The 16,106-nt window shown below is 42.9% G+C and carries 10 protein-coding genes; 4 read left to right on the forward strand and 6 right to left on the reverse strand.

The window, feature by feature from the left end; all coding sequences use genetic code 11:
* Positions 1-9: 9 nt before the first annotated feature.
* The 5 genes from ppx to DK428_RS06465 all read right to left on the reverse strand — a co-directional run bounded on the left by ppx (position 10) and on the right by DK428_RS06465 (position 10,688).
* Positions 10-1,557, reverse strand: a complete 1,548-nt coding sequence (gene ppx, locus DK428_RS06445; protein WP_109064506.1) for an exopolyphosphatase — start codon at positions 1,555-1,557, stop codon at positions 10-12.
* A gap of 21 nt (positions 1,558-1,578) precedes the next feature.
* A complete protein-coding gene (tamB, locus tag DK428_RS06450) occupies positions 1,579-5,460 on the reverse strand; it encodes an autotransporter assembly complex protein TamB (protein ID WP_109064505.1) in 3,882 nt (1,293 codons plus the stop codon).
* 21 nt (positions 5,461-5,481) lie between these two features.
* Entirely contained in the window at positions 5,482-7,239 is a 1,758-nt protein-coding gene (gene tamA, locus DK428_RS06455; RefSeq protein ID WP_239493779.1) for an autotransporter assembly complex protein TamA, read from the reverse strand.
* Between the two features lie 308 nt (positions 7,240-7,547).
* Positions 7,548-8,177, reverse strand: a complete 630-nt coding sequence (narL, locus tag DK428_RS06460) for a two-component system response regulator NarL (RefSeq protein ID WP_109064504.1) — start codon at positions 8,175-8,177, stop codon at positions 7,548-7,550.
* Between the two features lie 9 nt (positions 8,178-8,186).
* Positions 8,187-10,688 (reverse strand): class I adenylate cyclase, encoded by a 2,502-nt coding sequence (locus DK428_RS06465; RefSeq protein ID WP_109064503.1) that lies wholly within the window; start codon positions 10,686-10,688, stop codon positions 8,187-8,189.
* A 152-nt stretch (positions 10,689-10,840) separates the two neighbouring features.
* Between DK428_RS06465 and hemC the strand changes: the two genes are divergently transcribed.
* Genes hemC through DK428_RS06485 form a run of 4 tightly spaced genes read left to right on the forward strand, consistent with a single transcriptional unit; the run spans position 10,841 to position 15,250 of the window.
* Positions 10,841-11,767, forward strand: coding sequence for a hydroxymethylbilane synthase (gene hemC / locus DK428_RS06470; RefSeq protein WP_109064502.1), 927 nt, complete (start codon positions 10,841-10,843; stop codon positions 11,765-11,767).
* A 15-nt stretch (positions 11,768-11,782) separates the two neighbouring features.
* A complete protein-coding gene (locus DK428_RS06475; protein ID WP_109064501.1) occupies positions 11,783-12,529 on the forward strand; it encodes a uroporphyrinogen-III synthase in 747 nt (248 codons plus the stop codon).
* A gap of 30 nt (positions 12,530-12,559) precedes the next feature.
* Positions 12,560-13,963, forward strand: a complete 1,404-nt coding sequence (locus DK428_RS06480) for a uroporphyrinogen-III C-methyltransferase (protein ID WP_109064500.1) — start codon at positions 12,560-12,562, stop codon at positions 13,961-13,963.
* Between the two features lie 12 nt (positions 13,964-13,975).
* Positions 13,976-15,250: a heme biosynthesis protein HemY gene (locus DK428_RS06485; protein WP_109064499.1), complete on the forward strand. Its 1,275-nt coding sequence runs from the start codon at positions 13,976-13,978 to the stop codon at positions 15,248-15,250.
* A 52-nt stretch (positions 15,251-15,302) separates the two neighbouring features.
* On the opposite strand, the gene DK428_RS06490 is transcribed toward DK428_RS06485, so the two are convergent.
* Positions 15,303-16,037, reverse strand: a complete 735-nt coding sequence (locus DK428_RS06490; RefSeq protein ID WP_109064498.1) for a 7-cyano-7-deazaguanine/7-aminomethyl-7-deazaguanine transporter — start codon at positions 16,035-16,037, stop codon at positions 15,303-15,305.
* Positions 16,038-16,106: the final 69 nt, after the last annotated feature.

Genomic DNA, 16,106 nt, shown 5'->3' on the forward strand with positions numbered 1-16,106 from the left:
TTTAATGTTTTACAGTGCGGATAAACTCAGATCCAACGTTTGTAAAAAGCGGTTTTCAAACGTCAGTTCATTTTTGATGAGCGGATTATGTTGCAAATAATTTTCCGTAAATTGCAACGTCCAATGGTGTAAAGTGCGGTCGATTTTTAAGGTGATTTTTTCCGTCTTTTCTGTAGCCTGGCGGGAGCGGTTGAGGATAATAGCCAAGCGTAAAATCCGAATTAACGCCAACACATCTTGTTCCTGATAACGGGAGAATTTGAACATCTCCGGCAATTTAAAATTCCCCATGTGATAACGTACTAACGTGGAGAGCAGGCGATGTTGCTCGTTGTCGTAACCCGGTAATTCCGTATTATATAAAATATAAGCGGAGTGTTTTTGCAGATTTTTGTGGTTGATGACAATGCCCACTTCATGCAAACGTGCTGCCCAAAAGAGAACGTCTTGCATTTCATCAATAAGTTCTTGGTTTTGCCAGTGAGGATATTGACCGAATAATAAAGAGGCTGTTTGGTACACTCGTTCTGCCTGCGCTTGGTCAATATTAAATTGTTCTGCTAATCCTAATGCGGTGCGCTCGCGAATGTTATTCACCTGAAAATTTTTTTCCAGGCTATACATGACGCCTTCACGCAGCGCGCCATCGGAATAACGCATTTTTTCGATTTGGAAATTTTCAAATATGGCTCTTAAAATCGCTAAGCCTGGGACAAACACATCGGCGCGATCGTGATTTAAACCATTAAATTTCAGTTGATCAAAATGAGAAAACTGCAAGGTTTGTTTAATCAGCTGATCAAGTCGCGCTGCAGTAATGATGCCGTTAGGATCGATATTTTCACAGATGACTTGATGCACGGTTTTGATGGTGCCCGATGAACCAAGCACCGACTGCCAGCCTAAATTGCGATATTCCCATGCCAGATCTTCAATTTTATTAAGCGCACTTTGCTTGGCTAAATGGAAATTTTCTTCGGAAATCTCTCCGTTAGGGAAGAATTTCTTAGCAAAACTCACACAGCCCATGTGGCGACTTTCATAAATTAAAGGGGTGAAATTATCACCGATAATCATCTCTGTGGAGCCACCGCCAATATCAATGACAAATTTTCGCCCCATTTCCGGCTGAGTGTGGCAAACGCCGGCGTAAATGGTTTTGGCTTCGGTTTTGCCGCTAATGATATTAATGGGATAGGGAAAAACCTTGGCGGCTTGGCGCAAAAACTCATCGTTATTAATGGCACGACGTAGCGTGTAAGTTCCGACTACACTTACATTAGCAACAGGGAAGCCTTGCAAACGTTCGGCAAACAATGCCAAGCAATTTACCCCGCGTTCAATGGCTGCTTGGCTTAACACTTGATTTTCATCCAAACCTTCTGCCAGTTGTACTTTTTGCTTAAGACGTGATAACACTTGCAACGTGCCGTTGACGATGCGGGCAACAATCATATGAAAGCTGTTAGAACCGAGATCGATGGCGGCAATTTCGCGCACCTCACCACGTCGGGCGTGCAGTTCATTGGCTTTGCTAAGTAAGTTTTCATTATTCATAATTCGGGAGATTGTTATTTGCTAAAATTCAAACTGATAGAGTAAATCAAAGGCTTGATTGACGCCTGAAACAGATTGTACATAAAGTTGCGGTAACAAGCGATAACGCAATGTCACTTCGGCTAAGCCATCAAATAGGCCGACACCGTATTTTATTTGCAAGCGTGGGGTAATATTACCGCTCACCACTACTTTTGAGCTATCGCCAACCCCTTGTGTATCAAGGTTGAGATCGTTGATACCGAATGCCTTACCAATGCCACCGACAACATTACCGGTTTTTGCCAAGCCCATGCCTAACAGAGCCGCGCCTACGGAACCGCTAGAAGTAGAATCACTACTACTTTCCAATGAACGACCCGTTAAAATATAGGAGAGCGCCTGATCTTGTGGCATACCGGGTTCTGAAAAAATGGTCACGCTTGGTGCAGTGGCAATGCCGGTGACTTTGATACCGGCGGTAACACTGTTATCTTCCATAGCTTCCGGATTACGAATAGCTTCAATGTTTAAGGAAGGTTGTGATGGTTGGCCGACAAAACCGATTACTCCTTTGCGAATCAATAAATCTTGACCGAAAGAGGCATAGCGACCATTTTTCAAATTAACTTCACCATATAATCCTAAATGGCCTTTTTCTTGCTTAACGGATAATAAACCGTGCAGATGGGTTTTTAAGCCATAAGCGTTCAGGCTCACATCATCGCCAATCTTGATTTTCAAATCCGATTTAATTTCCATGCCGCTTCGCGTTTCCGAAGGGATGGTTTGTGGCAATTTTCTTGGCTCGTTACCATTTAAAATAACCTCGTCGGAACTTACCTCCACCGCACTTTCAGGTAAAGCTTCAATCGCAATTCGAGCCCATGGGATATCCACGTTGCCGGATAATTCTAATAATTTCGGTGAGGCCTTAATTTCTACATCCGGACTGATTTTTAATCTCGCCATGGACGGAATATTCACTTTAAATTGATCCGCTTGGGCGTGTAGGCGGGTGCGCCAATCGTTGATATTTTTCCAGTTGGCATCGCCACTAAGATTGAGTCGGCTATCTTCCGTTTGTAAGTAACCTTTTAAGGTAGAGCTGGTGCCGGCAAAGTGTAATGCCAGTTCGCTGTCTTTAATGTCGAACGGCAGTGAATGAATTTTTGTCGTGAGCTTATTTAAATTTACGCTACCGTTTAAGGTTGGCGCGTTAAGGTTACCGCCTAATGCCAGGTTGGCTTTGAGTTCGCCGTTGACTCTTTCATCATTGGCTAACAATTGATTGGCGAGACTTAAATCCAAGTTGTGAATATGAAAAGTACCGCCTAATTTACGCCCATTGGCAATATCATGTAATGTTAAATCGGTGCTGATTTTGCCTTGGTTTTGGATATTCACTTCCGATTTCAGGGTCAGATTATTATTCGCTAAATTTCCGTTAAGGCTTATTTGCGGAAAATCTAATTTGACTGTGCGGCGAGCCAGTTTTTTGGCAAAGGAGATATGCTTGCCGTTCAGCTGTAATTCCGCCGACAGTGGCTTATTGCTAAACCAAGCCACACGTCCTTTGCCGGTCAAATTTCCTGTGAGTAGCTCCTGTGCCAAGATTTTATTCACTAACGCGAAGTCAAAACGTTTGATTTCAAATGGTACATCACCGTTGGCGCCCATTTTGAAGGCGTGTGGGAAACAGACATCCGTGTTGCTGTGAATCCAGCAGTGGGCGGAGATTGCCGTTTCTGTTGTTTTATTATCAAAGGTTACCGCAACATTATGATTTGTTTGGAAATTGCCAAATTCCGATTTAATCATGAATTGGCTTAAGGTGCCTTGCCAACGCTGTAAAGTGCGGTCAAAATTTCCGGTTAAATTGAGGTTTGCGGCTAGCGGATTTCCATCGGAAATCAATTGTAGCGAGTGTTTTTGTTCATCCCCCGTGGCGGAAAGTGTAAGTTGATTGACCTTAATATCGTTATAATGGAAAGCGTTTAAGTGAATATCCAACTCGCCTTTAATACGCTCTTCACTGTTGATTTGCCCTTTTACCACGGCCTGATTCAAATGCATATGCTGAAAAGCAATCTGATTGCCGGTAAGATCCACATCAATCAACGGATGAGTGACATCGCCGTTTAATTTTATTTTACCGCTGAGTCCTGCGGATAAATCCGACCATAATCCGCGTAAATTCGGCGCGTTAATGTTCAAAGTGAAATCCGATAGTTTGCCGATAGTCCCTTGCGCATTAATCTTATTTTCACCATAAGTTAATGATAAATGCGGGATATTTAAACCTTGTTGGTCATCGGCGGTTAAGTCTCCTTGCAAGGTGAGTGGACGTTGTGCAAGCGAGCCTTGAATGTCTAATTGGGGTACAGCCACTTGCCAACCGTTTTGGTTGGCTTTGCCTTGTGAGCTTAATTGGCCTGATAGCACTGCCGGGAAGGCCGATAAATAAGTGCCTAGATTCATTTTGGCTAACTGCAAGTGGCTGTCCCATCCCAAGCCGTCGCGCCAATTGACATCGCCTTTTAGTTCGGCGGAACCATCTAAGGCGTTAAGTTTCAAATGGTTTATTTCAATGTTGGATAAATGGCCGACTGCCTGTAAATCAAGACTGTTGGCAGGAATGCCCATGCCGCTGACAGCACCGTTTAACTGAATTTGAGAGGCTAATAGATCGCCGTTTATGGCTAAGTTAACGTCTTTTATTTTTAACGGATCCTTCCCTTCAAACGGATATTGCCCACGAGCAATGGCTAATTTCAAGTTTAACGGCGTTTTCGGGGTGGCAAGTTGGGCTTCTGCATGGAGTTCAGCATCTAACGCACCTTGGGTTTGTAACAAAAGTGCGGTCTGTTTTTTTAACATTCCTGACAGTTCCAAATTCATTTTGGTTGCCGGCAACAACACCGTATTCTTCTGTTTTAAGGTTTGCAAATCGGCGTTGAGCTTCAGTTGTAGTGGAAAGTCTTCTTGAAGCTGTAGTTGCCCGTTTGCCTGTACATCGCCGAGCGAACTTTTCACATCAAATGACTGCAGTTGCACTCTATCATCGGTAGCATCCGCCAAGAGTTCTGCGGAGGTGACTTGAATCGCTAATTCATTTTCGCCTTTTGTGTTAAGGGCTTGGTATTGCCAATTTTTGCCGTGAATACCTTGAATATGCATAGCAAAAGGCAACTCGATTTGTCCTAAATCGGTAAGAAGCGGTTGGCTAAGGGTTTGTTCTAAGCTTGCCCAGTCAATGGGTTTGTTTGATGTTTGGGGTTGCAGCTTGGTTTCGTTTTCTGTGTTATCACCGGTTGCGCTGATAAAAGCAAAATCATGAATGTTTGTCGGTGCCAACGTTAAACCGGTTTCATTATTCAGAGATGCAGCTGTTTGAAAGGTGCCCAAGGTCATTTTATGTTTATCAATGATTAGGCTCAGATCGTGAATAGCAAGCTGATGAATGGCTATGCCGATAGGCAGTTGAATCCGCTTCATCGGTGCATTTTCAGTGTTAGGCTTGTCTTCCGAGGGGGGCAATGAAGCTGTGTCAATTTGAATGGTAGGTTGTTGTAAGGTGACATCGTCAATACAAAGATCCAAATGCCATAAACAGCTTAGTTGCATTTGTAGGCGCGCTTCCGTCACCTGTGTGTCCACACCGGCCGTTTGGAAATGGAGATTCTTTAGCACTAGCCCTTCGCTCAAATTTCCCTCTACCTGTTCAATAGAAAGTTCATCAAGCAGGGCATCAGTCCATTGGATGAGTTTATGTTGTCCGCTTTGCGTAGCGAGCAGACCAAGCAACGTAAAAACGGGCAAAAAAATGACCGCACTTATGATGCATATAACACGACGCCAAAGGGATTTTTTCTTTGTTTTTGGTTTTTCGGTTTGAGGTGCTTGTTCCGTATGTTCTGTCATTGAGGTTATCCGTTTGCCTGTTTATATTTCGGCGCCAAGCCCGATATAAAATTGAATATTTTTACTGTTGTCTTTGTCGTGCACCGGTGTGGCAATATCAAATTTAATTGCTCCGACAGGTGATGCCCAACGCACGCCAACACCGGTACCATAACGTAATTCGTTCGGAGTAAAAGAATTAGCCGCCAACCCGCTATCCACAAATGTGGCCAACCACCAATCCTGATAAACCTGATATTGATACTCGACGGATCCGGTAAGCAAGCGTGAACCGCCTATGAGTTTGCCGTTACGATCTTTCGGTGAGATTTTTTTGTATCCGTAACCACGTACACTACGGTCGCCGCCGGCAAAGAAACGTAAGGCGGGTGGAATGCGGTGGATATTGGCGGTGTTCAGTACGCCGACTTCTAAACGGGTCAGAAAACGGTGGTTTTGCGCATAGGTTCGGATCCAGGCGGTAGAACCTTGAATTTTGAAGAAATCCACGTCCGATAACCACAGTTTACGTCCTAAATCCACGGTAATCCGTTGTGAGTCGCCCCAATCAGGAAACGCGCCGCGTAAACGGGTGCGGGTTAAGGACGCTGTTGGATAGAGTAGTAAGGTTTTGTCGGAAATACCGGCTTGCGTAAAGGAATCATGACGCACCCGTAAACCGAGAGAATATTGCCAACCGGTAGGGTGATTCCAATAACGCAAGGCAGCTAAAGTAGATGCGGTAGTTTTGGTGTCGTTTTTGTTTTCGCGTTCAAAACCTGTCGAATATTCATAATAATAGTTCAACGGATTTTTTAACAACGGTTGTTTGTAAGTTAATTCAATGGTTTGCTTCGGTGAAGAAAGATAGATATTGCTTCTGACGCTATGTCCGCGATCGTTAATCCAAGGCTTTGTCCAACTCCATTGTAAGCGGGGGCCAACATCGGTAGAGTAGCCAATCCCGACACTCATGATATTTTTTTTGCGCGGATACAATAGCACGTCTAAATCAACTGTTTTAGTTTCCTCTTTAAGGTGCGGTTGCAATAACACAGAGCTAAACCAGTTGGTGGAGGAATAGTTGTTGTTGAGCGTGGAAAGATCACTTAATAAATAATCTTCACCGGGTTTAATATTCAACATATTGCGTAAATATTCTTCACGAATTTGCGCATATAGGAAGTTGATTTGGCCATAGTGATAACGCTTGTGGCTATCAAAATTGAGTTTCCACCATGCTTGATAAGTGGAAGGCATGACTTGTAATTGTGAATTGATAAATTCCGCATCGAAATAACCTCGGGTTAAGGCTAGTTGCTGCAGCTTATTTTTGTAATTGTCGTAGGTTTCGTGATTAAGGATGGTGTTGGCTTTCGGTACTTGTGTTTCTAATTTGACGAATTCGGGATCGCTCTTGGCATCGCCCTCAATAACGATGTCGGTGGCGGCAATTCGCACGGGTTTACCAACATTGACATGGGCAATCAGTTGCGGTTTATTAGGCTTGGTGCGATTTTTTAATGTAAAGTTGATACTGCTTTCATAATAACCAAAGGCACGTAAGCCTTTGTCCACCGCCTGACGAACCAACTCCTGATAGCGTTCGGAGCCGTCCCTTTCTTCTTTTTCAATGGCATTCGCATAAATGCGCACGTTTTCATCGAGTTTTTTGTCTTTAATCCCGTTAATTTGCAAATCTACGCTATGCTCACTCCACGCCAACGGTTGCCAAAAAAGACAAAAGAATACTGCTGTACGGGCTAACCAACCCGTTATTTTATCGCCTGATTGCTTCATACTTACCCCAAAACTAAACGTCAGTAGTGTACCTTTTAGGCTAAAGTCCTGCAATGTAAAGTGCGGTGGATTTTCAAAAAATTTCGAAATTATGTGGCCGTTGCACAAAGCTGAAATGACGGTCACCGAGTTTATCGACGTGTAAGTTATTTCAACTTCCCAGTACACAAAACTAATGCTTCGACAAGCTCAGCAAGCGTTTTGTGCATTTGCTACATAATACCGAAAAATTTCTTGAAGTCGGTGTCAAGGTATCTGTTAAAAAATAGCCGGCAATAAAAGCCGGCTATTTTCGATGGAGAAAGGCGTTACCCGTTTTTATGTTCAAAATACAACACGGTGGCTGCCACACGGGAATGCACATTAAGTTTGCGTAATAGATTGCGGATATGTACTTTTACGGTTTCTTCCGAAATGAATAATTGACCGGCAATTTGCTTGTTGGAAAGACCGGTGGCAATTAAGCGCAACACATCCATTTCACGATCCGTTAAGGAGTAAATCGGCTCTTGCGAAGATTGTCGTTCAAGCAGTAAGTTTTTAATGGAGTCGCTTAAAATTACCTCACCTTGCGCAATGCGTTTAAGCTGGGACAGCAAGGTATCGGGCTCGGTGTCTTTTAATAAATAACCGTCGGCACCGGCATCAATTAAGGTGAATATGTCATTTTTGGCATCGGATACGGTTAAAATTACAATGCGTGCATCTACCCCTTCCGCTCTTAACGCTTTCAGCGTATCCAGGCCGGATAGCCCTTTCATATTCAGATCCAAAATAATCAGATCAGGGGCGGTTTGTAATGCTAAATCAACGCCTTCGCTACCGTTTCCCGCACCGCCGACAACTTCAAAACCTTCTTCCAACTCAACAAGTTGTTTGATTCCTCGACGCATTAACGGATGGTCATCAATAATTAATACTTTTAATTTATCACTCATGTGGACCCCTTAAGATAAGGCTAGGCGACTATGGAACGGCACGATGGTGAACCCTTCTTTTGTCGTTAACAGTTGGTAAAATTGCGGATAATTGAAATCACGTTGCACGATTTTATACGGATTCTCATTTTCATCCAAGCCTGAAGATTGATAAATTCGGTTAATTTCGTGAATTTTTTTCTCTTTTGTGCCATCACAGTTGCGATAAATCTCGATACGATTCAACTCATCTAAAATATACACGTTGAAGCTACCGTTCGGGTTATCTTCAAAAAAGAATTGTAAAAATCCTTCGCTGGCAAACATATCGATTTCATGGGGGTATTTATGGTGTTTCACCATGGCCGGGTAAGTGGCGTTGACTTTATGGTTAAGCGCGGTGTCAAGTTGGCTCGTTTTAGTGAGCTGGGCATTATGAATTTCTTGCAGACTAATACCGCGTTCTTCAAAGAAGAATTGCCAGTTTTTTCCCGCCACACGCAATAAATTATTTTTTGGCGGTTGGGTGGCGCCGATTTGAATACTGATGCATTTATTGATTAAGGTGGTCACAATGCGACGTAAGGCACGGCGATAATAACGGCTATAGCAAAACACCTGCACCTGTTTCGGTAGCGGTGCTCCGCGATAAATTTTGTTGGAAAGTACTTTTAACGTCAACAAAATGGCATTTGGCCCTTCAAAATGTAATGTCCGCACTTCATTCCAGACATTGCGATAAGTGAGATCAATGCTACCGACCAAACTTTCTTCATTTGGCCCGAAGCTGAATAAGTCACTGGATTGAATGCTCGGCTTAATTTCCGTTAAATGTTGGGTTGGATCTTGGGTCAAATTAATGATGACCGCAAGACTGCGAATTTCGCAAGGATGGCTGAGATCGGAATTGCTGGCGAATTGTGTTTCGATGGGAAAAGTTAAACGTAGGTCAGTGACAAACTGACGTAGGGTTTTGAGTTCAACGTTTTCACTGGCAATAAACAGCTCGGTATTGGCGGTAAGCAGACGATTGAAATAAGCCCAAGCTATTAATTTATTGAGACTTTCGTTATATTCCGTATAGCGTGAACGGCTAAAGCCACGAATGTCCGGTGTTTGGTTAATCACATACCAACCGTCTTTAAATTGACGGTTATTTCGCACTTCAATAAAGGTAAGATATCGTTCCGATAAATCTACGGCAAGCTGCGGATTGAGCAACGTGACTTTGCCCGGCAATTCTTCAAAAGCGGTATAAAGTTTACGGGTTAATATGCTCATATCTTGTGGCATAATGCTGACATTTACCTGGTATTTGCGGGCAAAATTTACCAAATTGCGATAACTTAACATCAGGAATTTAATTAAGTCATTATGCATTTTTTTGGTTTGTTTAATTTTCCAGTTTTGACGGAGATTTAATAATTCTAATTGTCCGCAATTCCAGCCCCATTGTTGAGTGAGCTTGAGTAAAGCATCCAAACGCCAATTGGTTTTGCCCGGTTCCACTTCATTTTCATGGACTTTGATATAAAAACAACAGCGTACGAAATCCAATCGCTTATATTCTTTTTGTTCGGTTAAATATGCCGTTACCCGTTGCAACATAGCCAAATACGGGTCAAATTGATGTTCCTCTTTTAATTCACCGTTCAGCAGAGCTTGCTTGAATTCACGGGAAATCAAATAGGTGTTCGGATAATGCCAAGAGTAGGTTTCCAATAACAAAATTTTGAGCAGGGATTTATAAGGATAATCAATGCCTTTATATAACTGCCATAAGCTCGCACCGAAATATTCATTGGCGGATAATGAGCCTAAACCGCCGAAATCAACCCAATCGTTTAAATCCAATTGTTGTGTTTGCGTTAAGCGTTCGATTTCCGCTTCGTAGTTCGCTTCATTTTCAATGAGTAAGTGTAGCCATAATAACGGTTTACCGGCAAGACGAATCACAGAACGGTAAAATTCATCGAGCAATAGCATGTATTGTGCCGAACCGCAATTTTCACTATTAATAGGCGCAGCATAACGGAAGCAACGGAAACGTTTTTGATCCATTAAATAGAAATTAATTTCCACGTTAAATCGCTTTGCCCATTGTTGAATACATTCGGTTTTTTGTTGTAAGAGTTCGCGTGCCGACAGGCTCAAGTTTTCTTGATGACAAAGCCAAATATCCAAATCGGATTGTGGTGTTTGTGCAATGGAGGCAATGCTACCCATGACATAGACGCCAAGGATGGCTTCCGACTCAAAAGTGCGGTGTTTTTTTAGAAAGTTTTTAATATTTTCGGTAGCGAGAATATTCGAAAGGTATTCCTGTTGGAATTTATTCGGATGAAAATTAGCAATACCGATTGGCGCACCAGGGACATAGCCCGGTAAATCAGGATGATTAAAATGGAGCAACAACGGGATGAGCTTGAAAACCTGTTGAAAGGATTCAGGTGTGTCGGATAAAGCTCGCTGAATGCGCAACTTATCTAAATAGTCCACGCGTTTTTTGGCTTTATTGAGATCAAGTTTCAAGTAACATCCTGTTTTTTACGACGGTAATACTTAGTTGGCGGCTACTCTATCACCAGTGTTAATGGAAAGCAAAAAAATTAAATGGAAACTGACTTTTGGAGCTAACAATGATAGGATAAGGCCCTATTAGATAAGATTAATATGTTGTTATCATGCTTGAAAAAACCTTGAAAATTGCCACCCGTCAAAGTCCGTTGGCGTTGTGGCAGGCAAATTATGTGAAAGACTCTCTGCAACAGTTGTATCCCGATTTAACCGTTGAATTGGTACCAATGGTGACGAAAGGCGATGTCATTTTGGATTCGCCGTTAGCAAAAATTGGCGGTAAAGGGTTATTTGTCAAAGAGTTAGAGAATGCCTTGTTAAATAAAGAGGCGGATATTGCCGTGCACTCTATGAAAGATGTGCCGATGCAATTTCCCGAAGGGTTGGGCTTAGCGGTAATTTGCAAACGTGAAGATCCGCGTGATGCATTTGTTTCTAATTCTTACCGCACTTTTTCTGAGTTGCCACGAGGTGCAGTGGTGGGAACATCGAGTTTGCGTCGCCAATGTCAATTGAAAGCCTTACGCCCCGATTTGGATATTCGTTCTTTGCGCGGTAATGTGGGGACGCGTTTAAGTAAGTTAGATAACGGCGATTATGACGCGATTATTTTAGCTTCTGCCGGCCTCATTCGTTTAGGTTTGGCAGATCGCATCGCTTCTTTTATTGAAGTCGAACAATCCTTACCGGCTGCCGGGCAAGGCGCTGTGGGGATTGAATGTCGCACAGATGATGTGCAGGTAAAACAATTATTAGCACCGTTAGCTGATGCGGAAACCACTTGTTGTGTGTTGGCGGAACGCGCCATGAACAATCATTTACAGGGTGGTTGCCAAGTGCCGATTGGCGGTTATGCGGTGTTGCAACAGGGGCAATTGTATTTAAGAGCCTTAGTGGGTGATGTTGACGGCTCAAAAATTATTCGGGCGGAAGGCAAAAGTGCGGTGGAAAATGCGGACGTTTTAGGTGTGCAAATTGCCGAACAGCTTTTGGCACAAGGTGCCGACAAAATTTTGCAGTCGATTTACTCATAGGTATTGGACGTCGGTATGGCCGTTTTGGTGACTCGCCCTGATGAACGCGGGCAACAGTTGGTGGATATGTTGGCAAAGGTCGGAGTGGTTGCTATCCATTTGCCGTTGTTTAATATTGAGGTCGGTGCGGAACTCAATGAATTTCCGAACAGATTTGCACAATTGAAAGCGGGTGATTATGTGTTCGCCGTCTCAAAAAGTGCGGTGGATTTTGCCGATAAGGCGTTAAAAAACACCGGCTTTGCGTGGCGTGATGATTTGCAATATTTCACCGTTGGGCAAAGCACGGCACAGCATTTTGCGGCGACGACAACCTTGGCGGTGCATTATCCTACAACCCAAGAAAACAGCGAGGGGCTGTTACAGCTTGCCGCAATGCAAAATTTACAAGGTAAAACAGTATTAATTTTACGCGGTAACGGTGGACGGGAGTTGTTCTCGGAGCAGGCGCAGAAACGTGGTGCCAACGTTGATATTGTCGAATGTTATCGACGGGAACCTATCGTTTATAATAGTGCGGAGCAAACCAGTCTTTGTAAGCGAGCGGGGATTCAAACCATTGTGGTCACCAGCGCGGAAATCCTTACACAATTAGTGGATTTTGTGCCGCAAAATGAACATAATTGGTTAAAAAGTTGTCAACTTATTACAGTGAGTGAACGAATTTCCCATTTGGCCCAAGCGTTAGGTTGGCAGAATGTGATGGTTTCACCTCGTGCGGATAATCAAACGTTACTACAAACTTTATTACAATGTCATTAAACCAACATTTCTCTTTTATAGGTAATCAATATGGCTAATAAGAAATCGCATCATCCGAAAAATAACGCGGAAATTGAACACAAAATTGATGTCAATGAGGATCTTGATTTAGAGAAACAAGACGCGACAGAAAGTGAACGAGTTGAAATCAATGCAGAGGATAAAGTAGCAACCATGCAACATGAAGAGAAAGCGAATATAAGGTCCTCAGAATCCGATGTTACACCGAAAGAAACCGTTATTGTGAAGAAAACCGGTTCGGCTTTGGGTTTGTTAGCCATTTTGATTGCCCTTGGATTAGGTGGTGCCGGTTATTATTTCGGACAACAACAAGTTGACGAAATGCAGCAAAAACTGACCGCACTTCAAACTCAACTTCAGCAAAAAAATGTGGTTGAGCCTATCGATATACCGAACTTTGATGCGGAAAAAAGCCAGCTGGCGAAGTTAGTCGAATCTTCTCAAGTGGCAAGCAACCAAATCAGTGCTCTGAATCAAGAATTAGCCGCTAAACAACAGCATTTATCTGCACTGCAACAACAAGTTCAGCGTTTAGCCAACCAAAGCAAAGCTGAGCAACCGAATGATTGGTTGCTCACCGAAGCAGATTTCTTATTGAACAATGCATTGCGTAAATTGGTGTTGGATCACGATGTGGATACCAGCGTGTCATTATTAAAAGTTGCCGATGAAACCCTGTCTAAAGTGGCGTTGCCTGCGGTCGCGGCGGTGCGCAGTGCCATTCATACTGACTTAAAAAACTTGTTGTCGCTAAGTAATGTGGATCAAAATGCCATTATGCAACAGTTGTCTCAATTGGCTAATGATGTTGATGAATTGAATGTCCTCAATGTGAATTTTGATGAAGATCCAAATCGCGGCAAGCTCACGGATTCTTTAGATGATTGGAAAGAAAATGCGGAAAAAAGTGCGGTTTCTTTTTTAAATCATTTTATTCGTATTACGCCGAAAAAAGCCGATAGCAAAGCGTTATTGGCGCCGAATCAAGATATTTACTTACGGGAAAACATTCGTTTGCGTTTACAAATCGCCATTTTAGCCGTGCCTCGTCAGCAAGATGATTTGTATAAGCAATCCTTGGAAACAGTGGCGTCTTGGATTCGTACCTATTTTGATACCAGCACGGAAGTGGCGCAAAACTTCCTGAAAAAACTGGATGAATTGGCGGAGCAATCTATTTATGTGGATGTGCCGACACAATTAAGCAGTTTAAATGCCTTAGATAAGTTGTTAGATAAACAGCCACAAGAAATACAAAGAATAACCCTTTCCACCGATAAAGATTTAGATCCGGAAAATGCTAAAGCGGTAGAAAATAAGGCTACAGAAGAGAAAGCCGAAGGTCATGCCGAGGCGAAGGGAAATGATCCCGGTGCAGAACCTGCCACCCCTAACCAAACCGAGCAACAATAGGAGAAATAGACCATGATTAGAGTGCTATTTTTAATGTTGTTATTGTTGGCGGGGTTAATTGCCGGGCCGTATTTATCAGGCAAACAAGGTTATGTTCGCATTGAAACTGCCAATAACATTGTCGAGATGTCTCTCACAACCTTAGTGATTTTCTTCGTCGTTTCAATGGCGGTAGTGTATAGCATTGAGGCAGCCATCAGTCGTTTTTGCCGCCTAAGTAATAATACTTACAGTTGGTTCTCCCGCCGCAAGCGGGTGAAAGCGCAGAAACAAACCTTGGAAGGTTTAATGCGCATGGATGAAGGCGATTATTCCAAAGCGGAAAAACTCATTGGCAAGAATGCCAAACATTCCGATGAGCCGGTGTTGAACTTCATTAAAGCCGCTGAGGCGGCGCAACAGCGCGGTGATGAGTTCAGTGCCAACCGTTATTTGATTCAAGCCACGGAAATCGCCGGCACAGACAGTCTGATTTTAGAAATTGCCCGCACCCGTATTTTGTTGCAACAAAATAAATTACCAGCCGCCCGTAGCTCAGTAGATAGTCTGTTGATTATGGCCGGTCGTAACAAAGAAGTGTTGAAGCTTGCAGTGGATATTTATTTGAAATCAAAAGCCTATCAGGCCTTGGATAATATTCTTGAACAAGTGGAAAAATCCGGTTTGTATTCCGCCGAAGAGTTTGAAACGTTGCAACGTCAGGTGGAAGATGGTTTGTTAGATGAAAAAATGAATGAGGACGGTGTGGACGGTTTATTGGATTGGTGGGATGAACAACCACGCAAACGTCGCAACGATTCTTATGTCAAACTCGGGTTAATTCGTCGTCTAATTGATGCCAATGATCATGAATCGGCCTATGAATTAACGTTGGAATTAGTGAAAAAATTGGATGATGACGACAACAGTCCGTTAGCTCAAGAGTTATTCAAGCAAATTGGCCGTTTGCAACCGGAAGACAATAGCAAATTGGTGAAAGTGGTTAACAAATGGGCAAAAAATGCCAACCTGACGGCACAATGCCTCGCCAATCGTGCATTGGGGTATTTGTATGTGCGTAACAATGATTTTGCCAAAGCGGATGAAGTATTTAAAAACCTGATTGCTAATAAAGACCAATTAGAGCCGAATGACATCACTATGGCTTCTTATGTATTTGAGCAAATGGGTGATAAAGCGGCGGCGCAACAATTACGTGAAGAAGGTTTAAAGTCTGCCATGTCGATGCCTAATTTGACAACGGAAGAAACACCTGAAAAACCGACCACACTTTTAGCACAAAAATAACCTTTCCTTAAAAAGCAAAATGCCCTGATTGTTCAGGGCATTTGTTTATCCGTTAGATTTGTTGATTTTGTGGCAACTCTAGCTCTGTTTGCATGGACGCCGTCAGCGCTTTAATTTTACGGAGTATTATGTTTAGTACTACACCGTAAGCCGGCACGAATAATAATAAGCCGATAAAGAGTTTGAACAGGTAATCCACAAAACCGATTTCCATCCAATGTTCCGCCATAAATGGGTCGCTGCTGGCATAGAATGCAATGGCGAAGAACAAGTAGGTATCCGCCATTGAACCGAATACCATGGAGCTGGTTGGTGCAATCCACCAAGTTTTCAATTGGCGTAAGCGGTTAAACACCAACACATCCAATAACTGACCAAATACATAAGCGCAGAAGCTTGCTAGGGCAATACGGAAAACAAACAAGTTAAACTCACTTAATACGGATAGTCCCTGATATTGGCTATCGGAAAAAAGAGTGGAAACCAAGTAGCTGATAATTAACGCGGGAATCATGACAATAAAAATAATCCAACGCGCTTCTTTCGCACCGAACACCCGCACGGTTAAATCTGTGGCTAAGAAGATAAACGGGAAAGTAAGTGTTCCCCAGGTGCTGTGAAACATGAAGTCTTCCTGCGCACCGAATAGTGTCAGTGGTACATGAACTTCAAAAGGAATTTGCACGAAATAGTTGCTGGCAGCAATGATAAAAATGTGAAAGAAACTGAGCAGAACTAACGCTCGACGTTTTTGTTGATCATTAAAGATCGAAAATGAGTGTGTCATTTGTTTTACCTTTTTAGTTTAAATTGGGGTTAGGGAACCCAGTGAATATGTGATTCTGCAAAAATGCAG

This window comes from Aggregatibacter kilianii, from assembly GCF_003130255.1.
Taxonomy (GTDB): Bacteria; Pseudomonadota; Gammaproteobacteria; order Enterobacterales; family Pasteurellaceae; genus Aggregatibacter; species Aggregatibacter kilianii.